We start from the raw sequence: 22194 nt of genomic DNA, 5'->3' as shown, positions 1-22194 counted from the left end.
GTAATCTCAGAACTCTCTGAGATCGGCCGCCTACCGTCCGTCCCGTGACCACGACCGTGACCGGCACCCCCGTGGACCTCGGCGCACCGCTTCGCCGCGACGACCTCCACCGCGCGGCGGCACCGCTGCCGGTGCTCGTCGGACCAGCTGTCCGGGACCGGGTCGGCCGGGGTCGCGAGTTCCTGCGCACCGTGCTGGCTGACGACGAGCGGCCGGTGTACGGCGCCAAGACCGGGTTCGGTGCCCTCGTGGGATTCGCGGGCCGCGCCGAGGAGGCCGACCAGTGCGACAACACGCTCGCGCACCTCGGCGCCGGGCAGGGGCCCGACCTCCCCGCCGGCATCGCCCGCGCCGCGCTGCTCGTGCGGACCTGGTCGCTGGCCCAGGGCATGTCCGGGGTCTCCGCACACGTCGTCGACGGGCTCGCCGCGATGTTCGCGACCACGTTCGTCCCGGCGATCCCGCGGTACGGCTCGGTCGGGGCGAGCGGCGACCTGATCCCGCTCGCCTACGCCACCCAGGCGCTGCGCGGTCGGGGGCACGCCTATGTCGACCGACGCCGGATGCCCGCGGCCGAGGCGCTGGACCGGGCCGGCCTCACCCCACTCACTCTCGACGGCCGCGACGCCCTCGCTCTCGTCAACGGCACCTCCGTCACCACGGCGGCCACCGCACTCGCACTCGACAGCGTCCGCGCCTCCCACCGGGCTCTCCAGAACCTCACCTGCCTGCTCGCGGACCTCCTCGGCAGCGACCCCGGGTTCCTCGACCCGCGCCTCGTCACCGCATACGCCCACCCCGGCGTGACCACCGTCGCCGACCACATGCGCACCAGCCTGTTCGGCGCCACCCCGAGCGGTGAGCGCCCACTCCAGGAGCCCTACAGCATCCGGTGTTCCCCACAGCTGCTCGGCGCCGCCGAGGACGCGCTGCGCTACGTGGACGGCGTGGTCGCCGCCGACCTCGCCAGTGTCAGCGACAACCCGCTCTTCTTCCCCGACGACGACCTCGTCGCACACGGCGGCAACTTCTTCGGGCAGCCGGCCGCGTTCGCCGCCGACGTCCTCGCCATGGTCACCGCGTCGCTGGGCAACCTCGCCGAGCGACAGCTCGACCTGCTCGTCGATCCCACGCGCAACACCGGCCTGCCACCGATGCTCGCCGCCGGGCCCGGTCAGCAACACGGCCTGCAGGGCGTCCAACTCGCGACGACCGCCTTCGTCGCCGAGATCCGCCGCACCGCCGTGCCCGCCAGCACCCAGAGCCTGCCGACGAACCTGCACAACCAGGACGTCGTGCCCTTCGGTACCCAGGCCGCACTGCGTGCCCACGATGTCGCCGAACTGCTCTGGCTGCTGTGCGGCTCACTCGCGCTCGGCCTGCGGCAGGCCGTACACGTCGGCGGTCGCCGGCCCACCGCACCGGCCTGCGCCGCGCTGCTCGACACCCTGGCCGGCGCCATCCGCCCCGTCGACCCCGACCGCCCGCTCGACGCCGACGTCCGCGTCGCCGCCGAACTGGTCACCGGGACCCGGTACTGATCTGCTGCTGCTCCGCCACCGCACCGGCCTGCGCCGCCCTACTCGACACCATGGCCAGCGCCATCCGCCCCGCTCGACCCCGACTGTCCGTGCCGCCGAGTTGGTCACCGGGATCCGGTGCTGACTCCGCGCTCCGCCATCGCACCGGCATCGGGCAGCCGCAGCGTGAACTGGGCGCCCCTGCCCGGATGGCTGGCCGCCTCGACCGTGCCTCCGTGGCTCGTCACGACCTCCCGCAGCAGTGCGAGCCCCAGTCCGAACCGCCGTTCCGGCGCGCCCTGCCCCCGATGGAACCGGTCGAAGAGCCGGTCCGCCTCGACCGGATCGAACCCCTCGCCGGTGTCGGAGACGGTCAGCTCGACGTGACCACCCCGTGCCCGCGCGACGCGCACGTCGATCCGGCCGTCGGCCGGTGTGTGGCGCACGGCGTTGGTCAGCAACTCGTCGACCACCCGCCGCAACGCGGTCTCGACACCGGTCACGACCAGCGGACCGGCCGGCCGCTCAACGGTCAGCCTGATCTGCCGCTCGCTGGCCCGGTCGGTCTCCGTCGCCACCGCGGACTCCACCAGCGCGGCCAGATCCACTGTCCGGCCACCGACGGGGTCATCGGTGAGCCGTGCCGACAGCAACAGGTCGTCGACCACCTCCCCGAGCGCGCGAATCGTGCCGGCGAGCTTGTCGAGACCATCCCGGTGGTCGTCGGGGAGGTCGGCCGCCGCGGCGCGCCGCGCGAGCAGCTGCACCCGCGTGTGCGCCCGAGCGATCGGAGTCCGAAGCTCGTGGCTCGCGTCGGTGACGAACCGGCGCTGCCTGGCCAGCGCCTCCGCCAGTGGTGCGACCGCGCGCCGGCCGACGAGCAGTCCGGTCAGGGCCGCCGCGAGCAACCCGCCGGCCTCCGCGACAGCCAGCGCCACCAGGAGATGCTGCCGGTCGGCGATCTGGTAGCGGGTGTCGAATATCGCCTGCACCGTGCTGTCGCCGGCACCCGGTTGGGTGAGCACCCGGTACTCCGTGCCGTTGCCCTCGACGGTGCGCTCGATCGCCGTGCCCGACACCCGCGCCGCGTCGAGGTCACCACGCAGCGGGAACCCCTTCGGCGCCGGCAGCACCCCGCGGTCGAGTACGCCGCCGTCGAGGGAGAAAAGCCACGTGCACCCCGGCGGTGTCGACGGTGACCCGTGCACGGCGTTGTACCGCAGCTCGCGCTCGACCTGTGTGTCCTGCGCGTGCACCATCACCATGTAGGCGATCCCGCCCACGGCCCCGATCAGCAGGGTGATCGCCAGCCCCACCAGCACGCTGACCCGCACACGTGCCCGCCCGATCACCACCCGTTCCGCCTCGGCCCAAGCTCGGCTCACAACGCCCCCAACCGGTAGCCGAGTCCCTGCACTGTGCGTACCACCGAACGGCCGAGCTTGGTCCGCAGGTAGTACACGTACGTGTCCACAATGGACGATCCGGAGGCGTCGTCGAACACCGTCCGCCGCAACGACGCCCGCGTGTGCACCCGGTCCGGGTGCGTCGCGAGCACTCGCAGCAGCGCGAACTCCCGCGCCGACAACGGCACGCGCTCACCCTGGGGCAGCACGGCCTCCCGTTGCCCGACGTCCAGGTGCCCGGCGCCGATCTCCAACACGTCGGTCAGTTCCAATGCCCGCCGGCACAACGCCCGCAGCCGCGCGCTCAGCTCGTCCAGGTCGAACGGCTTCACGAGGTAGTCGTCGGCGCCGGCGTCGAGCCCGTCGACGCGGTCGTGCACGGTCCCCAGCGCGGTGAGCAGCAACGCCCGCGCCCGCACGGCCCTGGACCGCAGCCGTACCAGCAGGTCGAGCCCGTCGAGAGCGGGCAGGCCGCGGTCGATGATCACGACGTCGTAGGGCCGGGTGAGCCCGAGGTGCAGCCCGCGCTGCCCGTCCTCGGCCACGTCCACGGCGTAGCCCTCGTCGCGTAACGCGCCGGAGAGCAACTCCACCAACTCACTGTCGTCCTCGACCAGGAGCAACCGGAAACGGTTGAGCGGCCGGGATCTTGTGGTTCCCTGCACAGCGACCAGACTCCCACTCCGCGCAAGCCTGCCGCCTCGCTCTTCGTTGTCACGTGCGGCGCACTGAGCCGAGGTGGCCTGTTTTGGCCGGTCCGCACTCCGAACGGCGGCGGTACGGCGGCGTCAGCCCAGGTTCGCGAGCCGGGTGGGAAGTCCGAACCGGGGGTAGAGGGCGTTGAGGTGGAAGCGGGTGATGGTGTGGATACGGTCGCCGGCCGTGGTGAGGACGAACAGTCCGGCGGGGGTGGCGGCTGGCGTGCCGGGCGGCCGCCTAGCGGGGCGGCATGCGCTGGAGCGCCGCGACGAAGGCCAGTTCGACTGCTTCGCTGGTCTGGTAGTGGGCTTCCGGGCCGGGGGCGGTGTCGGTGATGCCGTCCAGCAGGGTGTCCGGGTAGGGCTGTAGCCAGGTGATCTCGCTGCGCCGGGACGGTTCGGGTGGCTGGAACGGTGGGGTGGGCTCGGCCGGCACGCGCCGGTTGGCCGCGCGCATCGCGTTGAGGCAGCGGTTGGTGGCGATCCGGTACAGCCAGGCCCGCACCGAGGCCCGCCCCTCGAACCCGGACAGGCCGCGCCACGCACGGGTGTGCCGGCGTTGACGCGCCGAAGAACGACGAAGATCCGACCCGGGCGCGGTTCGACCTGCCTACGACGCGACCGCCCCGGCCCCTACCAGCTCCAGGCCGCGATCAACGCTGGCCCCGTCCCTACCAGGCAACCGATTGGCCGCAGATCCTCACCCACTACGATCAGCTCCTCACCCACACGCTGACACCGGTCGTCGCCCTGAACGGAGCTATCGCGGTCGGCGAGGTCCACGGCCCTCGGGTGGCGCTCGACCTGGTCGAGCAGCTGAACCTGCCCGACTACCACGCCACCCGCGCCGACCTGCTACGCCGTCTCGGCCACATCGAGAACGCCGTGGCCGCCTATGACACCGCGGCCGCGCTCGCGCCCAGCCCCGCAGAACGGGACCACCTCACCGCACAGGCGACGCCCTCCAACAGCGATCACGTCATCATGCCCATACCGGCGAACACCGCGACCACGACCGCGCCGACCTCGAACCCGACGAGCAGCGGAATCCCGACTGATGGGCGGAATCGCGCGACGATGTACCTGACCACCAGCACGAGCATCACTTACGTGATGCGGCCGTCGGCGCGGCGAATACCGCTTCCGCCGGATGATTTCAGGAGGCGGTACGTTCCGGCGTGAACGGGTGCCATCGGGCAGAGTCGAGGAATGGAATCGAGCACCCCTTCACCCGGCGGCCCGTATCGTCCGGTCCTACCGGCCGCGGTGGATGTCCGAGAACAGTCACGTCGGACATCGGCGTGGTTGCGTGAGCGGATGTCGCAGCGGCGGACGGTTCGTGCGTTCTCGAACGACTCGCTGGACGAACAGTTCGTGGTGGACGCGATTCGGTGGCGTCGACTGCACAGTCAGGCGCCCACCAGCAGTGGTGTTCGCCCAGTGGTACTACCTGACGGGGAAACGGGGACTACGTGGACGAGTCCGTCGACATCGCGGGCGGCATGTTGCTCACCGCCCTGCATCTGGTGGGTCTGTCCGCGCTCACCCACACACCGAGCCCGATGCGTTCCGCGGCGAGACCAAGCGGGGATGACCGTGCTCACGGACACCGGATCCGCGACCTCGGCCACCTCGACGGTGGTCGTGGCACGCGGGTTGGTTCCGGTCGGAGTGTGAGCGTCGTCGTTCTATGGGGCGGCGCCCAGACCTGCTGTGGCCAGTCCTTTGGCCGAGATGCGTGTCGCTTCCTGGACGTCGTCTGCCTGCACGCTGATGAGTAGGGCGGGGCCGGTTGCGAGTGGGAGCAGGCAGCTGCCTGGGGCCAGGACTTGTGCGGGTATGTCGTGTGTTCCGGTGTGCCACCACAGGTCGGGGCGGACCAGCAGTGTTTGCTGCAGGACGCGCGCCCCGGCGTTGATGGCGGGGCCGGCACCGCCTGGGACGTCCTCTCCGAAGGCGGTCTCCTGGTCCCACAGGGGTTTCCCGGCGAGGGTGACCCTGATGTGGGAACGGGCCTCGGCCGGAGGCCTGCCCTGGAGGCCGAGGATCTGGGTTTCCCGGTAGATGAGGCAGGCGTCATCGCCGAGGTGGATCGTGGTGGTGGTGTGGTGGTGGCTGCCCCCTCCGTAGATGGTGGGTTCGGGTGACCAGCGCAGACGTCCGCCGGTGTCGACGTGAATGGTTGTTCCGATGTGTGAGGGTTCTCGGTCGGATGAGGGCAGTGCGACGGCCGCGGCGGTGCTGCTGAAGTCCACGGCGGCGCCGGATCCCACATTGACGTCGACGGTGTAGTGGTCGCCGCCCAGTGGCGCGGCGCAGGAGCCGGTCATGACGACCCGCAGTGGCACGGCGTCGGCGCGGCCGACCCTCAGCAGGTGGTAGGGCGGCTCTCCGAACATCTGCGTGGGTACGGTGAGTCCCCGTTTCCCTTGCCGGACGGTCAGCCGGGCCCTGGCGCGGATGCCGGTCCGCCCGGTAGCGGCGGGGCGGGTCATGGTTGTCCTGCGCCGGCCAGACGTCGGCTGTTCATCTGCTGCCGAATCCATTCGACCAGTTGTGAGGCGGTCGGGTCGTCTCGCAGGGAGTTCATGATGGTGGGGCGCTCGCCTCGTCGGTCCTGGGCATCCCGCATCATGCGCATCGGGTCGGCGCCGACGTGCGGGCCCAGGTCGACTTTGTTGATCACGAGGAGGTCGGCGCTGGTGGTGCCGAGGCCGCCCTTGCGGGGGACGTCGTCCCCGCCGGCGACATCGAGGACGAAGATCCAGACGTCCACGAGGCCACGGCTGAACGTCATCGTGAGGTTGTCGCCGCCGCTTTCGATCAACAGCAGGTCGAGCGGTGCGCCGTCACGACGTCGTGTGTCGTGTGCCAGCTGTTCCGCGGCCTCGAGGTTGACCGAGATGTCGTCGCGGACGGCGCTGTGCGGGCAGGCCCCGGTCTCCACCGCGACGATGCGTTCAGGTGGGAGGACGCCCCGGTTCTTGAGGTAGTCGGCGTCCTCGGTGGTGAAGATGTCGTTGGTGACGACGCCCAGTCGCACCTGATCACGTAGTTGCTCACAGATCGCGGCGACCAGCGCGGTCTTCCCGACCCCGACCGGGCCGCCGATCCCCACCCACAGCCCGCGTTCGGCCGGGTCGCCCGGCGGTGCGGCAGGAGCGGTGTCGATCGCCCCACCTGTGAGTGAGAGATGATCACGTTCAAGATGCAAAGAGATGCACCTCCATTGTCGTGTGTTGTTCCGCGTACACGTCCAGAAGTGGCGCCGACCGGGACGGCAGCGTCCCGGTGGCGACCGATGTGGCAACCTGTTCGGCCACCGCGTCGGCCTCGGCGGACAGTTCCGCCAGCGCTCCGTGGACCAGGAACGGGTCGAGGCCGAGGAGTCGGAGGGCGGCCGCGGCCGGGACCGTGATGGAGTCGACGGCTGCCAGCAGCGCCGCCTCGCGTGGACCCAGCCCCGCCGCGGCCGCCACGCACCCCAGGGCCACGGGGTGATGTGGCCCCTGTGGGGTGTCCGCGGCGGCTGCGAGCCGTTCGGACCACCACAGATGCCGTGCGGTGCGGATCATCTGCCGCCCGAGCCGGCGGGAGGTGGCCCGCAGCGCGGGGGAAGGGCACCGGGCGTCGGCCTCGGCGTCCAGGTCGACGAGATCCATACCGTCGGCAGCGGCCGCGGCCAGTCCGGCCGCGGTGCTGCCGGTGGTGTGCAGCCGGCCTCGGCAGAAGTCCCGCAGATCTCGCATGGTGCGGACCGCACCGGTGGCCACCGCGGTCTCGACGCCGCCGGAGTGCGCGTGGCCGCCGGTCGGAAGCCGCCCGTCGGTCAGCAGCAGGGCTGCTGCGTGCAGAGTGGACATGTCGGCGGCCTCTAGAACAGTGAGTACCGCTGGGTCATCGGAATGCTCTCGGGCGGATGTTCTGGCGCGGGGTATTCTTTCTCGTTGATTCTCACGACATACGGCTCGGGCACATCGCCCATCTCGCGGCCGACACCGACCTGGATATCGGGGCAGGTCCGATTGTTCTTCATATTCCCCTTACGCGTGCGTTCCGTCGACGTCACGGCCACCCACGGCTTGTCGGTCCCCGGGTCGTGGCGGCGAGTTCGCTCGTCGTCCTCCAGAGCCTCAGGGGACACGAACATCCGCGTGCACGAAGCCGCCGCCTTTCCCGCGCTGCCCCAGTTCTCGCGGCCCCAGTACGGTTCCGGCTGGGTCACCCCGGCGGTCGGGTCGCCACAGACCGCCCACACCTGGACACCACCCTGGAGCACCATCTCGGCTCGGACACCGAAAAACCGCGGGTCCCACAACACGAGATCGGCATACTTCCCAGCCTCGATGGAACCGACATACTTGTCGATACCCTGGGCGACGGCCGGGTTGATGGTGTATTTGGCGACATACCGCTTCGCGCGGTTGTTGTCGTCGCTCATGTCCATGCCGTCTGTCTCCGATTTGCACGGAAACTTCTGTCCTGAGCCTTGCCAATGGCGTTTCATCTCGTGCGCCGCTTGCCAGGTGCGCATCACCAGCTCGCTGATCCGCCCCATGGCCAGGGCGTCCGAACTGGTGATCGACAACGCTCCGAAATCATGCAGAACGTTCTCCGCGAAGATGGTGTGTGCTCGCACGCGGCTTTCGGCGAAGGCCCGGTCGGTGGACACATCGGGGTTCAGGTGGTGGGCCAACAGCACCATCCACAAAGCCTCTGCCGTGGTGTTCCTCGTCAACGGCAGGGTCGGATTCGTCGAGGCTGGAAGAACCTGTTCGAGTGACGCCATCCGCAGGATGTCGGGGGCGTGTCCGCCGCCTGCGCCCTCGGTGTGGAAGCTGTGGATGCTCCGACGGCTGTTCTCGATGACCTGCCTGGTGCTTTGGAAGTACCCTGCCTCGTTGAGCGTGTCCGAATGCAGCGACACCTGCACGCCCAGGTCGTCTGCCGCCTTGAGCGTGTCCCTGAGCGATGTCGGGGTCGCGCCCCAGTCCTCGTGGATCTTGAAGCCACAGGCACCTGCCTCGGCCTGGCTCCGCATCTCGGCGAAGTCACCGTCCGCCCTGATGCTGCCTTTGCCGAGCAGGCCGATATTGAGCGGAACGCCGTCCATCGCCTTGATCATCTGCTGGAGGTTCCAGAACCCCGGGGTCGTGGTCGTTGCCACACTTCCGGAGGCCATACCGGTGCCGCCGCCGATCAAGGTGGTGATGCCGCCGCTGAGCGCGTGCGTGGCCAGCCCGGGCAGCAGGAGATGCACGTGCGTGTCAATCGCCCCGGCCGTCAGGATCTTCCCGTTACCGGCAATGACCTCGGTCTCCGGCCCGATGACCAGATCCCCCTGCTCGTCGTGGGTGCACGTCTTGACGTCTTTGATGCTGGCAGCCCCCACATCGCTCATGATGAGCGGGTTGCCGGCCTTTCCGATCGCGTGGATCTTCCCGTCTCTGAGGGCGACATCCGCTTTGACGATGCCCCACCAGTCCAGGATGAGAGCACCGGTGATGATCGTGTCCGGAACATGCCAATGCTCACCGCCACTGTTATCGGCAGTTTTATCGACAGTTTTGTAGTCACGACTGTATGGGCCCTGGCCCATTGATTCACGGATGACTTTGCCGCCGCCGAACACCACTTCGTTGCCGCTTCCGAAGCGGCCCCTGCTGTAGTCGTGTTCCACGGTGATGACGATGTCCGTGTCGGCGAGTCGTACCCCGTCCCCCTCCGTGGGGCCGAAGTAACTCCGATATTCCTCACGCGTAATCGTCGTGGGCTGGGGTGGATGCATGGGCTCATCATCCTGACGCCCACCCAGCCCTGTCGGGACCTCAGAGAGCTCGACGTCCCCCGCTACCGGGGCCTCCGACGACTCGACATCCCCCTCATCGTTCGCAACCATTCAGTCGTCCCCATCGATTCGATCATCTTCAGAAACCTCAGGGCGAGACTCTTCCTGAGTTTCCTCGCGGCTCTCTTTCTTGGAAGCCGGCGTCCAGGTGTATTTCAGCAGCGTTCCCTGTGTGCTCAGCCCGAACACGGTTCCCCTGCCGGACAGCGCTACCAGGCGCACGTCGCACGAGTAACCCGGTTCGAACCGGCGGGCGGTTCCCGCCGGAATGTCCAGCCTGTACCCCGCGGTTAGCCGCTCCTTCTCTTCGGGGCTCACCACTACGTCTTCGTCGTCGACGACCACGAGACCTCCCAATCGGTGTCCGACCTTTCCCGCACGCTGGGAATCATCTTCGTCGAACCCGGGGTTCACCTCGTAGAAATGAAAATGCGAACCCACCTGGATCGCGCGGTCCCCGTTGTTCCTGACCCGGACAGTGTGCCGCCACGGCCGTTCCTGCTGCCACCTCTGCGACTTCCAGTCCTCCGGCGGCCAACCGGTGGGCGGGTCATTGAAGGGAATCGGGGTCGAATCCTTGCCGGGCACTATCTCGCCGGGCACCACGCTCATGCCACCTCGTCCAGCTTGATCGGCTCTGGCAGCACCACCAGTTTGGTTCCATCGGGGAATGTCGCCTCAACGGCGAGGTTCTTCATCATCTCGGGAACCCCGTCCATGCAGTCGCCGTGACGCAACACCGAGGTGGCGCTGCACATGAGCTCCGGAACGCTCTGGCGACCAGCCCGCGCTTCTTCCAGGATGTAGGAGGTGATGATCGCCATCGCCTCGGGATAGTTGAGCGCGACTCCGTCAGCTTGACGCTTTCTCGCGAGATCCGCGGCAACGTGCACCAGCAACATCTCACGATCTCTGGGGGAAAGCCGCATGTCCCCTCCTCCTGTCCGATGCGGTTCACACTGGTATCCGCGGCACCGTCGCCGGCCGACACGTGCGATCGCCGAGTGAAGAACAACTCCATGCACTCTCCACGCAAGTGGATCGAGGACGGTACGCGGACAACTCAAACACGCACAGTGGACAGTCGCTGGCTGGCGCCGGAAAGACCACCCGAACGAGACACTCCTGACAGGCTGGACAACCGCCACGAGTCGAGCGCTCCCTCTGGCACCGGTGCGACACCAGCAGCGGACCAGGAGGAGTGGATGGCAGGGTTGGTTGACCTGCGCGCCGCCGGGATACCGCGCCGCCGTAGGTGGGCCACCTGCTGACGATCGTGCTGATCCCGACACCTCGGCTTGCGATCACGCTCCTGCTAGGCCGAACGACCGGCCGTGAATCGGTGAGCAGGCCGGTGGCACGAGTCAGCAAGGCAGGGCCCCGGCCTCCTGAAGCCTAGGAATTTAGGCGATGCGCTTCCCACACACCCCGAGCCCGCGCGACGATGTCGACATAGCTTTCCGGCGCAGCGGTAGTTGTCAAGTCAAATGAGACAGGTTGTGTTACGGATTTGGTTGTAGCTGGTCGACGGGTTGGTTGATTCAGGCGACCTTGGGCAGTTTGGGTGGTCGGGTCGGCGGGTGAAGCGTTCGGGGTGCTCGCGTAGGCCTGGTTGAGCGTGGTCTGGCGTTGAGCGCGGACCTGTTTAGCGGTGCACTTCCGATTCCGCGACGGCGCCTGCGCGATCCTGATGTCCAGCCAGAACGAGATGATCAAGACCATGCAGGACGCCGCGAACGTGGACATCGAGGCCGTCGGCGACGACAGCATCGCCGGCCACCGCCTGGCCGAGATGCGTGACTTCTACACCTACCTGATGGCCGAACTCCCCGCCGTCATCGATCGGTGGCACGTCCGCCGCAGGCGACGATCATCTCGTGCTCGGCGGTGTCGCTGAGGCGTGACCGGCGCAGGCCCCAGCCGAGAGGGGAGAGTTGTGTTGGGCCAGCATCGCCATCTGGGTGATGGCTTGGATCCTCGGTGCGCGGGGGGCGCAGGGGGTATGCCGCTGCCGAGGTCTTCTCGAAGAGCGCGACGAGCAGGCTGAGCAGGCTGCTGGGTTGATCAGGACGGTCCGGGTCCGCTGTCAGGACTGAGCGTGAAGCCCGTGCGGGTCGTCCACGGATATCTCAGGGTGCGACCCCGGGGTATCCCTCATGTGACCATGCCCACCGTCCGCACAGACTGGGGTGTATGAACACGATCATGACTTACCGTGTCCATCGGGTCATCGCGGCGGCGCACCGGTTGGCTCGTGAGCTCGGCAGCACTGTGATCGGTGACGAGCACCTGTTTCTCGGGCTGCTCGCCGAGTCGGACGGACCGGCTGCGGCGGTCCTCGCGGCGCTGCGCGTCGACCCGGCCCAGGCCGGCGCACGAACACATGACGTCATTCGGGAACGCCAGGCCTATTCGGGGGCCGGTGCGGCTCCCGTTGAGGCGTCGATGCGCCTGACCACGAGGGCGACGCTGGTCTTCGACCGTAGCAGGACTGAGGCGGAGTTGCTCGGCAGCGACCATGTCGGGATCGAGCATCTGCTGCTGGGCATGGTCCGCCGTGACGACACCGTCGCGGCGATGGTGCTTGCCGACCTGGGTGCCGACGCCGCTCGGATCCGTGAGCAGGTCGCCGCGCTACTGACGTCGACCGCCCCAGCCGACCAGCCAAAGCCCCCGCCGCGGTTCCCACTGCCCACCCGAGACCCGGCTCACGGCAACGACTCCTCGTGAGCCGACGGACGCGTCTCCCAGCCACAGCGACGAAGTCGTTGCGCCGCATCCGGGTCAGGGACTGTTCCAAGATCGGTGAGTGTCTGGTCCGGGTAGGCGTCGTGCGGCCGTTGTGGGCGGGTCGAGCACCTCGACCCGGTTGAGCCGGGCCAGGTTGATCACGACGCCACCGTCGTTGGTGGAGGCGCCCGCGAGGCCGGGCTGCGCATCGCCGGAGACCTGAGCGTGGTCGGCTTCGACGACCTGCCGGTCAGGGCCCTGGTCGACCCGCCGCTGACCACTGTCCACCAGCCGCTGGTCGAGATGCCCGTGGCCGCCACCGAACTGGCCCTCGCCCTCGACCGAGGCGGGCAACCCACACAGACCGGACTCGAACTCGCCACCGTGTTGACCGTGCGGAGCAACGCCCCACCAGCACCTAGCGGGTGTCGCGCCCACTCGCGACACCCGGCATGTGTGAACGGCACGATCACTGCATTAACGCAGTTAAGGCGCCGTTCACAACACCGGTGCGTAGCCGGCGTGTTTGTCGACGACGTTGATGAGTGGCCGGCCCTCGGCGTAGCGGGCGACGTTGTCGGTGAAGATGTCGATCGCGCGGGTGTGGGTTTGTGGGGTGGTGGCGCCGTTGTGTGGGGTGATCACCACGTTGGGAAGCGACCACCACGGGGAGTCTGGTGGCAGGGGTTCCTGTGCGTGTGCGTCGAGGCCTGCGCCAGCGATGCGGTGCTCGCTGACGGCGGTGAGCATCGCGGGCTCGTCGATGATCTCGCCGCGGGAGACGTTGACGATCACCGCGGTCGGCTTCATCGCGGCGAAGACCTCGGTATCGACCAGCCCGCGCGTCGCCGGGGTCAGGGGCGCTGTGACCACCAGGAAATCGCACTCGCGGGCGAGGTCGACGACCTGGTCCGGGCCGTACATCCGGTCGACGTGGTCCGCGGGGATGGTCGGGTGGTTCCGCAGTCCGAGTACGCGCATGTGGAACGCGGCGCACTTGCCAGCCAGGTCGCGGCCCGCGTTGCCCATGCCGATGATGCCGACGGTCTTCCCGGCGAGTTCGCCGTGCCGGAACCGGTCCCACTGCCGCGCGTTCTGCGCCGCCAGCCAGCGCGGCACGTCGCGGTTGAGCATCAGCATCAGCAGAAGCGCGTGTTCCGCCAAGGGTATGGCGCCGTTGCCCGCCGACGAGGTCAGGACGATGTCGCGTTCGACCATCTCGGGTGGCAGGTCGGCGTCGGCGCCGGCCGTCCACAGATGGTTCCACCGCAGGTTGGTGGCGCGGACGAGCTCGTCCGGCTCGAGATGGCCGGCGATCACCTCGGCGGTGGCGATCAGCTCGGCATCGGGCTCGACGACGATCCTGAACGACGGTGCGGTCTCGCGCAGCCGACGCAGCGTGTCGTCCGTTACGGGCGCCTGTGTCAGGAGGATGAGGCGTTCGCTCACGACGCCCGCTCCGCAAGCTGCGCTCACCGTGGCGCCTCGGTGATCGTCACCGGCGTGCCCACGTCGCCGGCCGAGCGGCCGACCATCAGGTGGAAGTCGCCTGGTTCGTACGCCCAACCCGCGTCCCAGTGGGCGAAGGCACGTCGCGGGACGGCCACCTGGACCTCGGTCGATTCGCCCGCGTCGAGTTCGACGGCCTCGAATCCGACCAGCCAGCGGATCGGGCGGTCCACCGCGGTGTCCGGACGTGCGGCGTAGACCTGGACCACGTGCTTGCCGCGCCGCGTTCCTGTGTTGCGCACGGGCACGACGAGCACGTACCCGTCCTCTGCGGGGGCCGCCCGAGGGTCGCCGGTGTCGAACGTCGTGTAGCCCAGCCCGTGTCCGAACCAGTAAAGGGGGTCGCGGTCCGCGCGCAGCCAGGCCCGGTAGCCGATGTGCACGCCCTCGTCGTAGGGGAGGCGGCCGTCGGCCGGTGTCACGTTCGACACCGGAAGGTCGTCGAACTCGCGTGGCCAGGTGGTCGGCATGCGCCCGCCGGGCTCGGCCGCTCCGGTGAGGATGTCGGCGAGCGCCGTGCCGTACTCCTGCCCGCCGAACCACGTGACCAGTACGGCCGCCGCCTGGTCCGCCCATGGCAGGAGCACGGGCGAGCCCGCGTTCACGACGAGCACCGTCCTCGGGTTGACGGCGATGACACGCCGGGCGAGTTCGTTCTGACGACCCGGCAGGTCGAGGTTTGCGCGGTCACGCCCCTCGGACTCGACCCTGCTGTTGGTGCCCACGACGAGGACGACCACGTCGGCGTCGGCGGCGAGCGCCGCTGCCTCGTCGAGCAACGCCTCGGGGTCCGACATGTCCGGTCCCAGTCCGAAGCCCGCGGCCAGGGCCCCCGCGAGTCCGCCGGGGCCGGGCTCGTAGTCGAAGCGGAACACCACGTCGTAGGCGCGCCCGGCTGCCACGGACACGCGGCCGGTGCGACTGGGCGGCGACAGGAGCCCCGCCCCGAGGTCGTCGCCATCCGGTACCGCGGCCTCGTCGACGATCGTCTCGCCGGCGAGTTGGACGCGTCCGCGGCCGACGCCACTGAAACCGAGATCGACCTCGCCGCTCCGGGTAGGGGTCCAGGTCGTGGCCACCTCCAGTGTCCGTCCTCGGGCGATGGGCGCGTCACCGCCGAACCAGACGAACGAGGTGGCGAGCCGGTCCTCGGTGAACAGGACCTCGCCGTCCGCGTCGAGGAGACGAAGGCGCACACCCGGCTTCCCCGTAGCGGGGTTGCGCAGTTCGTCGAGAGGAAGGTCGCTCAGTCCTTCCTGGACGACAGCGCCGACGGCGAAGTCGACAGATGCGTCGGGGAAGGCGGCCGTGATGCCGGTGAGCGGGCTGACGACCTTCTCCGGCACGACGGTCGCGCTGCCGCCGCCCTGCGACCGGGCCACGACGGCGTTGTGCCCGATGACGGCGATCCGGCCGGGCGCGGGGTCGAGCGGGAGGATCCCGTCGTTCGCGACGAGCACGGTGCCGTCGATCTCCGCCGTGCGGGCCAGCGCGCCGCCGTCGACGGTGACGGGTTCCCGTGGACTGGTCCCGTCGAGTGCCCCGACGCGCGTGGCGAGCCGGAGGATGCGCAGCACCTTGCGGTCGATCGCCGCCTCCGGGACGTCACCGGCTCGCACCGCCGCGACGAGCGCGTCGCCCCACGCGCCGTCGGGATCCGGCATCGCGAGGTCCTGTGCCGCGCGGGCGGCGGCGATCGAGCGGACGGCCGCCCAGTCGCTGACCACGATTCCGTCGAAGCCCCACTCGCTGTTGAGCGGGCTCTCCAGCAGGTCGTGCTCGGTCGCGGTGACGCCGTTGACAGAGTTGTACGAGCTCATCACTGCCCACGCGTGCGACGCGGTCTCGAACGGCCGGAGGTAGACCTCCCGCAGCGTCCGCTCGTCGACCTCGACGCTGGCGGTGAACCGTTCGGTCTCGAAGTCGTTGGCCACGTAGTGTTTCGGTGTCGCGGCGACGCCACTGCTCTGCACACCATCCACATAGGACGCGGCGAGTTCCGCGGTGAGGAGCGGATCCTCGCTGAACGCCTCGAAGTGGCGGCCGCCCAGCGGGGAGCGGTGCAGGTTGATCGTCGGGCCCAGCACGACGTCGACGCCCTTGCGCCGTGCCTCGGCCGCGCAGACCTGCCCGTACGCCCTCGCGGTGGCGCGGTCCCATGACGAGGACAGTGCGCTGGCGGACGGCAGGTTGATCGACGGGAACCGCTCGTCCCACACCGGCCCCCGCACGCCGGACGGCCCGTCCGAGAACACCATCGAACGCAGCCCGATCGCGTCGATGGGCGTGGTGCTCCAGAAGTCTCGCCCGGTCAGCAGGTGCACCTTCTGTTCGAGGGTGAGCCGGTCGACGAGGCCATGCAGTTGTTCGTCGTTCATCGCAGTTCGTTGTCCTTTCCGGACAGACGCTCGACTTGCAGCAGGAGTGCGGAGTGGTCGAGGGATCCCGCGCCCCGCGCGCGCAGCGACGCCATCAGGTCGGCCACGTGTGAGCCCAACGGTACCGCCACGCCCGCGTCCCGCGCCGCCGCGATGACGATGCCGAGGTCCTTGTGGTGGAGGTCTACCCGGAACCCCGGGTCGAACCGGCGTGCCAGCATGTCGGGCGCTTTGCGTTGCAGGACCGTGCTGCCGGCGAGCCCGCCGCCGAGGACGGTGACGGCGGACGGGAGGTCGACTCCGTGCGCGGCGAGGAAGACGAGCGCTTCCGACACGAGTTGGATGGTGCCGCCGACGATGAGCTGGTTGGCGGCCTTGACGGTCTGTCCGGCGCCGGCTGGTCCAACGTGGACGACCGTCCTGCCCACGGCGTCGAGAACTTCCCGCGCCGCGGCGTAGTCGTCCGCCTCGCCGCCGACCATGATCGAGAGCGTCCCCTCGATCGCGCCTGCCTCACCGCCGCTGACAGGGGCGTCCAGCGCCCTGATGCCGATGGCCCCCGCGCGATCGGCGATGGCGCGGCTGACCTCGGGGCGGATGGTGCTGGCGTCGATCAGCAGTGTGCCAGGACGCGCCGACTCGAGCACGCCGCCTTCGCCGAGGACGACCGCCTCGACGTCCGGGCTGTCGGGCAGCATCGTGACAACCACGTCGGCGTCCCGGACGGCTTCGGCCACCGATTCGGCGACACGGCCGCCTTTCTCGGCGAGGAGCTTGGCCTTCTCGGGTGTCTCGCGCGGCAACTCGCGGCGGCGCTGCCGCTCGATCTGGTGTTCGCGGACTTCAACCAGGTGGAGAAGGTCGCTGATCTCGGTCAGGCGTTGACTCTGCGGCGTTCCTTGCGGAGCAGGAGCGTGAGTGGCACGAAGTAGAGCGCGGCGATGCCGGTGCCGACGAGGACCGGGCCGGTGGCGCCGAGGGCGGACTCCAGTGCGAACCCGGCGAGCCACGAGCCGACCGCGGTGCCGAGGTTGAACGACGAGGTGCTCAGCGCTGACGCGAGCGTGGGGGCGTGGGCGGCGTAGCGCACGGCCATGCCGATCAGGACCGGGTTGGTGGCCATGCCGAACAGGCCTAGCAGCACCACGAGCGCGATCGTGACCACCGGGATGTGGGAGAACACGGCGAGCGCGGCGAGTACGAGGAACGTCGCCGTCGTCGAGACGAACAGGACCGCGTAGGGGCGGTGTGCGCCGAGGCGGCCGCCGAGGTTCGAGCCGATGAACGCGCCCACCCCGTAGCCAGCGAGCACGAGGGGCACCGCCGCAGTGGCGAGGCCGCTGTTCGTCGTCAGCAGCGGTGCGATGAAGCTGTAGGCGGCCAGCGACGAACCACACACGATCCCGCAGCCCGCCAGGACGAGCCAGACACGTCCGTCGCGCAGGCTCGCGATCTCCGCCCGCACCGACGGGGCCGGAGCTGACCCGGGGTCGGCGGCGACCCGCCGGTAGACGATGACCGCGGCGGGCACCGCGAGGGCGGCGAGCGCCCAGAACGTGCCGCGCCAGCCGATCACCTGCCCGGCGAACGCGCCGAGCGGGACCCCGATGACGTTGGCGAGCATGCCACCGCCAAGCACGATCCCCAGCGCCCGCGAACTCGCCGCCGAGCCGGCGGACTTCGCGCCGACGACTGCGGCGACGGCCCAGAACGCGCCGGTGGCCAGCGCGGTCACGAACCGCGCCCCGAGGATCAGCGGGAAGCTCGTGCTACTCGCGACGACGACGTGCCCGAGCGCGTAGACCACCAGCGCGAGGCTCAGTGTCGTCCGGCGGGGGAGCGTGAGGGTGAGGATCGCCATGGTGGGGGTGCCGACGATCATCCCGAGCGCGAAGACCGTGATGGTCAGGCCCGCGTCAGCGACGGGGATGCCGAGGTCGTGTGCGATCTCGGGCAGGATGCCGGCGACGACGAACTCGGTCGTGCCCATCAGGAACACACCCGCGGCGAGCACGTAGATCACGAACGGCAGCCGGCCGGATGACGGAACGGTGGTGGACATGGCGAGGTCGGTCCCTCTCTGTTGACGCTGCGATGTGGCGTTCTCAGGTCATCAGCTCCGCGGCCGGCCGGGGAGTGTCCACCGAAAGGTGTACTGCCAGTGCCTCCCAGAACCGGGCGAGGCTGCCTAGCGTGCGGGAGAGATGCGAAAGAAGGGACCACCATGACGACGATCGCGATTGTCGGTGCCGGGCCAGGTCTGGGCGCGGCTGTCGCCGAGCGGTTCGGGCGCGAAGGGTTCTCCGTCGCGCTGATCTCGCGCCGTCCCGAGAACCTCGCCGAGGACTTGGGTGTGCGGGGGATCACCGCCAAGGCGTACCCGGCGGACGTGCACGACCGGGACGGGCTGACCCGGGCACTGGCGGCCGCGGCCGAGGAGTTGGGGCCGGTCGAGGTGCTGCAGTACAGCCCGGTGCCACGCCGCGAGTTCCTGCGTCCCGTGCTGGACACGACGGCCGACGAGCTGTCCGCGGCGGTCGAGTTCTCGATCCTGGGCCCGGTCGCGGCGGTCGGGCAGGTGCTGCCCGGCATGAGCGACCTGGGGCGCGGTACCGTTCTACTGGTCAACGGCGCGAGCGCGGCGACCCCGAATGGTAACGTCGCGGGCACCTCGATCGCGTTCGCCGGGGAGTCCGCCTACGGGGCGATGCTCCACGACGCCCTCGCGCGGGTGAACATCCACGTCGGCCAGCTGATCATTCCCGGCGCCATCGGCGGCGGTGACCCGCTCCACGCGCCGGACGTGCTGGCCGAACGGCTCTGGACGATCCACACCCGGCGTGGTCCGTTCCGCACCACCGTCGGTGCCGCATGAAGAACCAGCGACGCGACCTCGCTGCGTGGTGTTCTCGACCGTATACCGACTCCATTGCCACCACCGCCCGGGATCGCCGCTACGGATTCGTGGTCCCGGCGTACTTTCCTTGCCGCCTCTGCTGTTGGCACGGTGCGGGACCGGCAGAGCTACGAGTTCGCACTCACGTCCGCCGCGGTCGCGCTGCACATCCGCGGCGGGGGTGATCCGCGCGGCAAAGGTTGCCGCGGGTGGGGTCGGCACGGTGCCGTGGAAGCTGACCACGGTGGAGCAGCGCCTGCTTGGTGAGCGGCCGTCGGACAGGCTGTGGACCGCAGCGGCCACGGTCGCCGCCGACGGCACGAAGCCGTTGGCGCACAACGAGTTCAAGGTCGAGTTGCTCAAGCGCACGGTCGAACGTCAGCTGCGTGTCGTGGGAGGTATCCGGTGACCCCGCAACCCCAGAACGCTGTCGGCACCTCGCAGTCCCGGGTGGACGGGCGGTTGAAGGTGACTGGTCACGCCGCCTACGCCGCCGACCACGACGTGGCCGGTGTCGCCTACGGCGTCATGGTCGACGCCACCGTGCGACGCGGCCGGATCACCGGTGTCGACACCCGTGCCGCGCTCGACCAGCCCGGTGTGCGTGCGGTGCTCCACCATGGCAACGCGCCTCGGCTGCCCTATGTGGACAACCCGGGTTCGAACAACCCGCCGGGTGAGCGGCTGCGGGTGTTCCAGGACGACCGGGTGCTGTTCTTCGGCCAGCCGGTGGCGGTCGTGGTGGCGGACACGCTGGAGGCCGCGCAGCACGCGGCGAGCCTGGTCAGGGTCACCTACGCGGCCGAACCGCCGTCGACCGACCTCACCACCGACGGCGGCCGTGCAGGGGCATGTCTGGTGGACTGGCGCTCGACCAGTGTGGTCGAGTGTCGGCATGAGCCTGAGCGTGTACGTGTTTGCCCCCGGCGCGGGTGACCGGATGGAGGTGCTGGATACTCCTCCCGGCTCTGGGGACGCCGCTGGGTTCGAGAACTGGCGCAGGACGGTGTGGGGGTCTGACGCGGTGCGCAAACTGGGCTGCCGGTTGTTTCCGGTCCTCGCCACTGACGACCTCACCGTAGCCCCTGCCGAGGTGGAGGAGTTCTTGCAGGAGTGCGCCATGATCCGGGCCAACCTGGATGTGGTCGCACCCCATCCCAACCCGTATCGGCCCAAGGACGAGCACGTCGACACCATGAACGCTGTCTCGGCGCGTCTGGCGAATATCGAGGCGGCTGCTGCCCGCGCACGTGCGTCCGGGTGCGGCGTGATCATCTGGTAGGGCGACATCTGGTTCGGTGAGGGTGCAGGCAGGTCGCTGTAACTACCTCGCATGGCACTGATCGTGGTCATGTGGACTCCCCTGAGGCTGCCGCGAGCCGGTTGGGATGCCTAGGTCGACGGCCGGTCGCCGGGTGCGGCGCTGGGTGTCGTCGCGCTTAGCTCTGACCTGATCACAGACCCGGGAGGCCCGGTCGGGGTTACCAGATCCGTGTCACCCCGGCCGGGCCTCTTCCGGGGTCAGCGGGAGATGTTCCGCGTGGTGGGCTCTGCCTCGTGGGAGGCGGTCCAGGAGGCGAGCAACCGCAGCGCTTCCTCGGAAGGGGAGCCGGGCTCGGCGGTGTAGATGGTCAGCGTGAGGCCCGGTTCGGTGGCCATCTCCAAGCCCTCGTAGGCGATGGTGATGTCCCCGACGACGGGATGGTGAAAAGTCTTCAGGCCGGTGCTGTGGTGGCGGACGTTGTGGGCACCCCAGCGGGTGCGGAACGCCTCGCTGCGGGTGGACAGTTCCCCGACCAGGTCGTGGAGTTCCTTGTCGTACGGGTTGCGGCCCGCTTCGGTGCGCAGGATCGCGACGCAGATGTCGGCGAAGGCGTCCCAGTCCGGGTAGAAGTCGTGGGAGGCCTGGTCGAGGAACTGGAACCGGGCGATGTTGGGCGGCTGTTCGCGGCTGTCGTAGACCGGCGAGTAGAACGCTTGTGCGAGCTGGTTCGCGGCCAGCAGGTCCATCCGTCCGTTGCGGACGAACGCCGGTCCCGCGGTGACCGCGTCGAGGGTCCACTGCAGGCTCCGGTGCGGGGTCCACTGCTTGCCCTTGGTCCGGCGCCGGGGGCGGACGATCGCGCTGGTGCCGTCCGCGGCGCGGGCCAGGTCGAACAGGTGCGCCCGCTCCGCCTCGTCGAGTTGCAACGCCCGCGCGATGGCGTCCAGCACGGTGGCCGAGACCCCGGCGAGCGCGCCACGCTCGAGCTTGGAGTAGTACTCGATGCTCACGTCGGCCAGCGCGGCCACCTCGCTGCGACGGAGACCCGGCACTCGGCGGTTGCTCCCGGCGGGCACCCCGGCCTGTTCGGGGGTGATCTTGGCGCGCCGCGACACGAGGAACTCGCGAACTTCCTGACGATTGTCCACCCGTCCACGGTAAGCCCCACCGCCTGTGCGAGGGGTGCCCTGTCGGTACACCTTTCGGGAGAAACTCCCAGGTCGCGCGTGGCGCGGGTTAGCTGGACACTGATCGACTCGACAGCTGAAGAAAGCGAGAACGTCATGCGCGGCGCTGTGCTGCACGCCCCCGGCGATGTCCGGGTCGAGGACCGCGAGGACCCGAGGATCGTCGCCCCGACGGATGCGGTCATCCGCCTGTCCGCGACCTGCGTGTGCGGGTCGGACCTGTGGCCCTACCGGGGCATCGAGACCGTCGACGGGCCGTCCCCAATGGGCCACGAGTACGTCGGCGTCGTCGAGGAGGTCGGCAGCGAGGTCACCACGATCAAGCCCGGCCAGTTCGTGGTCGGCTCGTTCTTCGCCTCGGACAACACCTGCGAGATCTGCCGGTCCGGCTACCAGTCCTCCTGCGTCCAGCGCGAGCTGATGGGCCCGCTCGGCGCCCAGGCCGAGTACCTGCGGGTCCCCCTGGCCGACGGCACTCTCGTCGCCACCCCCGACGTGCCGTCCGACGACCTCATACCGAGCCTGCTCGCCGCCTCCCACGTCCACGGCACCGGCTGGTTCGGCGCCGTCGCCGCCGACGTGCAGCCGGGCAAGACCGTCGCCGACGTCGGCGACGGCGCCGTCGGCCTGCTCGGCGTGCTGGCCGCCCAGCAGCTCGGCGCCGAGCGGATCATCGCGATGAGCCGCCACGAGCCCCGCCAGCAGCTCGCCCGGGAGTTCGGCGCCACCGACGTCGTCGTCGAGCGCGGCGACGAGGG

The 22194-nt window shown here is 69.5% G+C and carries 22 protein-coding genes and 2 pseudogenes; 10 read left to right on the top strand and 14 right to left on the bottom strand.

Annotated features, from left to right (window positions below):
* Positions 1-44: 44 nt before the first annotated feature.
* The gene (locus tag ACJ73U_RS40220; RefSeq protein WP_407783033.1) at positions 45-1541 is read left to right on the top strand and encodes an aromatic amino acid ammonia-lyase; all 1497 of its coding nucleotides are present in this window, start codon (positions 45-47) and stop codon (positions 1539-1541) included.
* Positions 1542-1645: 104 nt separating this feature from the next.
* On the opposite strand, the gene ACJ73U_RS40215 is transcribed toward ACJ73U_RS40220, so the two are convergent.
* The 3 genes and pseudogenes from ACJ73U_RS40215 to ACJ73U_RS40205 all read right to left on the bottom strand — a co-directional run.
* Positions 1646-2905: a sensor histidine kinase gene (locus ACJ73U_RS40215; RefSeq protein ID WP_407783032.1), complete on the bottom strand. Its 1260-nt coding sequence runs from the start codon at positions 2903-2905 to the stop codon at positions 1646-1648.
* Positions 2902-3549 carry a response regulator transcription factor gene (locus tag ACJ73U_RS40210; RefSeq protein ID WP_407783031.1) on the bottom strand — a complete coding sequence of 216 codons (648 nt, stop codon included), beginning with the start codon at positions 3547-3549 and terminating at the stop codon, positions 2902-2904. The genes ACJ73U_RS40215 and ACJ73U_RS40210 overlap by 4 nt, the downstream gene beginning before the upstream one ends.
* Before the next feature lie 313 nt (positions 3550-3862).
* Positions 3863-4159, bottom strand: a pseudogene (locus tag ACJ73U_RS40205) (sigma factor); the annotation flags it as partial.
* Positions 4160-4416: 257 nt separating this feature from the next.
* Between ACJ73U_RS40205 and ACJ73U_RS40200 the strand changes: the two are divergent.
* Positions 4417-4806, top strand: coding sequence for a hypothetical protein (locus ACJ73U_RS40200; protein WP_407783030.1), 390 nt, complete (start codon positions 4417-4419; stop codon positions 4804-4806).
* Between the two features lie 506 nt (positions 4807-5312).
* Here the strand turns inward: ACJ73U_RS40200 and ACJ73U_RS40195 are convergent.
* From ACJ73U_RS40195 to ACJ73U_RS40170, 6 genes are all read right to left on the bottom strand, one after another.
* Positions 5313-6119, bottom strand: a complete 807-nt coding sequence (locus tag ACJ73U_RS40195) for an urease accessory protein UreD (RefSeq protein WP_407783029.1) — start codon at positions 6117-6119, stop codon at positions 5313-5315.
* Positions 6116-6838: an urease accessory protein UreG gene (gene ureG / locus ACJ73U_RS40190; RefSeq protein WP_407783028.1), complete on the bottom strand. Its 723-nt coding sequence runs from the start codon at positions 6836-6838 to the stop codon at positions 6116-6118. The genes ACJ73U_RS40195 and ureG overlap by 4 nt, the downstream gene beginning before the upstream one ends.
* Positions 6828-7487 (bottom strand): urease accessory protein UreF, encoded by a 660-nt coding sequence (locus ACJ73U_RS40185; protein ID WP_407783027.1) that lies wholly within the window; start codon positions 7485-7487, stop codon positions 6828-6830. Before ACJ73U_RS40185 ends, ureG begins: the two co-directional genes overlap by 11 nt.
* A gap of 11 nt (positions 7488-7498) precedes the next feature.
* Positions 7499-9412, bottom strand: coding sequence for an urease subunit alpha (locus tag ACJ73U_RS40180; protein WP_407783026.1), 1914 nt, complete (start codon positions 9410-9412; stop codon positions 7499-7501).
* A gap of 111 nt (positions 9413-9523) precedes the next feature.
* Complete coding sequence (locus ACJ73U_RS40175) at positions 9524-10084, bottom strand: urease subunit beta (protein ID WP_407783025.1); 561 nt, start codon at positions 10082-10084, stop codon at positions 9524-9526.
* Positions 10081-10401: an urease subunit gamma gene (locus ACJ73U_RS40170; protein WP_407783024.1), complete on the bottom strand. Its 321-nt coding sequence runs from the start codon at positions 10399-10401 to the stop codon at positions 10081-10083. The genes ACJ73U_RS40175 and ACJ73U_RS40170 overlap by 4 nt, the downstream gene beginning before the upstream one ends.
* A gap of 722 nt (positions 10402-11123) precedes the next feature.
* Between ACJ73U_RS40170 and ACJ73U_RS40165 the strand changes: the two genes are divergently transcribed.
* From ACJ73U_RS40165 to ACJ73U_RS40155, 3 genes and pseudogenes are all read left to right on the top strand, one after another.
* Positions 11124-11369, top strand: coding sequence for a hypothetical protein (locus ACJ73U_RS40165; RefSeq protein ID WP_407783023.1), 246 nt, complete (start codon positions 11124-11126; stop codon positions 11367-11369).
* A gap of 308 nt (positions 11370-11677) precedes the next feature.
* On the top strand, positions 11678-12202 hold the full coding sequence (locus ACJ73U_RS40160) for a Clp protease N-terminal domain-containing protein (RefSeq protein ID WP_407783022.1): 525 nt from the start codon (positions 11678-11680) through the stop codon (positions 12200-12202).
* Positions 12203-12403: 201 nt separating this feature from the next.
* A pseudogene (locus ACJ73U_RS40155) lies at positions 12404-12541 on the top strand (substrate-binding domain-containing protein); the annotation flags it as partial.
* Positions 12542-12700: 159 nt separating this feature from the next.
* Here ACJ73U_RS40155 and ACJ73U_RS40150 read toward each other — a convergent pair.
* From ACJ73U_RS40150 to ACJ73U_RS40135, 4 genes are all read right to left on the bottom strand, one after another.
* Complete coding sequence (locus tag ACJ73U_RS40150) at positions 12701-13651, bottom strand: D-2-hydroxyacid dehydrogenase (RefSeq protein WP_407783021.1); 951 nt, start codon at positions 13649-13651, stop codon at positions 12701-12703.
* A 23-nt stretch (positions 13652-13674) separates the two neighbouring features.
* Positions 13675-16089, bottom strand: a complete 2415-nt coding sequence (locus ACJ73U_RS40145) for a beta-glucosidase (protein WP_407783020.1) — start codon at positions 16087-16089, stop codon at positions 13675-13677.
* Positions 16086-16892: an NAD(P)-dependent oxidoreductase gene (locus tag ACJ73U_RS40140; RefSeq protein ID WP_407783019.1), complete on the bottom strand. Its 807-nt coding sequence runs from the start codon at positions 16890-16892 to the stop codon at positions 16086-16088. Before ACJ73U_RS40140 ends, ACJ73U_RS40145 begins: the two co-directional genes overlap by 4 nt.
* Before the next feature lie 71 nt (positions 16893-16963).
* Complete coding sequence (locus ACJ73U_RS40135; protein WP_407783018.1) at positions 16964-18151, bottom strand: MFS transporter; 1188 nt, start codon at positions 18149-18151, stop codon at positions 16964-16966.
* A 162-nt stretch (positions 18152-18313) separates the two neighbouring features.
* Between ACJ73U_RS40135 and ACJ73U_RS40130 the strand changes: the two genes are divergently transcribed.
* The 4 genes from ACJ73U_RS40130 to ACJ73U_RS40115 all read left to right on the top strand — a co-directional run bounded on the left by ACJ73U_RS40130 (position 18314) and on the right by ACJ73U_RS40115 (position 20267).
* Positions 18314-18964 (top strand): SDR family NAD(P)-dependent oxidoreductase, encoded by a 651-nt coding sequence (locus ACJ73U_RS40130; protein ID WP_407783017.1) that lies wholly within the window; start codon positions 18314-18316, stop codon positions 18962-18964.
* A 202-nt stretch (positions 18965-19166) separates the two neighbouring features.
* Positions 19167-19394, top strand: coding sequence for a carbon monoxide dehydrogenase (locus tag ACJ73U_RS40125; RefSeq protein WP_407783016.1), 228 nt, complete (start codon positions 19167-19169; stop codon positions 19392-19394).
* Positions 19391-19921, top strand: coding sequence for a hypothetical protein (locus ACJ73U_RS40120; RefSeq protein WP_407783015.1), 531 nt, complete (start codon positions 19391-19393; stop codon positions 19919-19921). Before ACJ73U_RS40125 ends, ACJ73U_RS40120 begins: the two co-directional genes overlap by 4 nt.
* Positions 19881-20267, top strand: a complete 387-nt coding sequence (locus ACJ73U_RS40115) for a hypothetical protein (protein WP_407783014.1) — start codon at positions 19881-19883, stop codon at positions 20265-20267. Before ACJ73U_RS40120 ends, ACJ73U_RS40115 begins: the two co-directional genes overlap by 41 nt.
* Before the next feature lie 239 nt (positions 20268-20506).
* Here the strand turns inward: ACJ73U_RS40115 and ACJ73U_RS40110 are convergent, their stop codons facing one another.
* Entirely contained in the window at positions 20507-21397 is an 891-nt protein-coding gene (locus tag ACJ73U_RS40110; RefSeq protein WP_407783013.1) for a helix-turn-helix transcriptional regulator, read from the bottom strand.
* A 135-nt stretch (positions 21398-21532) separates the two neighbouring features.
* Between ACJ73U_RS40110 and ACJ73U_RS40105 the strand changes: the two genes are divergently transcribed.
* Positions 21533-22194 (top strand): alcohol dehydrogenase catalytic domain-containing protein (locus ACJ73U_RS40105; RefSeq protein ID WP_407783012.1); only part of this gene is annotated, 662 nt, incomplete at its 3' end.

Origin of the sequence: Actinophytocola sp. (assembly GCF_045807065.1) — a bacterium.
Lineage (GTDB): Bacteria > Actinomycetota > Actinomycetes > Mycobacteriales > Pseudonocardiaceae > Actinophytocola.
The sequence above is the reverse complement of the archived record's forward strand: the minus strand, read 5'-3'. Positions and strand labels throughout refer to the sequence as shown.

What these genes read in the sequence shown, in the direction of transcription:
- ACJ73U_RS40195 (WP_407783029.1), bottom strand. Translation starts at nt 6,119, where the DNA reads ATGACCCGCCCCGCCGCTACCGGGCGGACCGGCATCCGCGCCAGGGCC.
- ACJ73U_RS40185 (WP_407783027.1), bottom strand. Translation starts at nt 7,487, where the DNA reads ATGTCCACTCTGCACGCAGCAGCCCTGCTGCTGACCGACGGGCGGCTT.
- ACJ73U_RS40180 (WP_407783026.1), bottom strand. Translation starts at nt 9,412, where the DNA reads ATGCATCCACCCCAGCCCACGACGATTACGCGTGAGGAATATCGGAGT.
- ACJ73U_RS40175 (WP_407783025.1), bottom strand. Translation starts at nt 10,084, where the DNA reads ATGAGCGTGGTGCCCGGCGAGATAGTGCCCGGCAAGGATTCGACCCCG.
- ACJ73U_RS40170 (WP_407783024.1), bottom strand. Translation starts at nt 10,401, where the DNA reads ATGCGGCTTTCCCCCAGAGATCGTGAGATGTTGCTGGTGCACGTTGCC.
- ACJ73U_RS40160 (WP_407783022.1), top strand. Translation starts at nt 11,678, where the DNA reads ATGACTTACCGTGTCCATCGGGTCATCGCGGCGGCGCACCGGTTGGCT.
- ACJ73U_RS40145 (WP_407783020.1), bottom strand. Translation starts at nt 16,089, where the DNA reads ATGAACGACGAACAACTGCATGGCCTCGTCGACCGGCTCACCCTCGAA.
- ACJ73U_RS40135 (WP_407783018.1), bottom strand. Translation starts at nt 18,151, where the DNA reads ATGTCCACCACCGTTCCGTCATCCGGCCGGCTGCCGTTCGTGATCTAC.
- ACJ73U_RS40130 (WP_407783017.1), top strand. Translation starts at nt 18,314, where the DNA reads ATGACGACGATCGCGATTGTCGGTGCCGGGCCAGGTCTGGGCGCGGCT.
- ACJ73U_RS40115 (WP_407783014.1), top strand. Translation starts at nt 19,881, where the DNA reads ATGAGCCTGAGCGTGTACGTGTTTGCCCCCGGCGCGGGTGACCGGATG.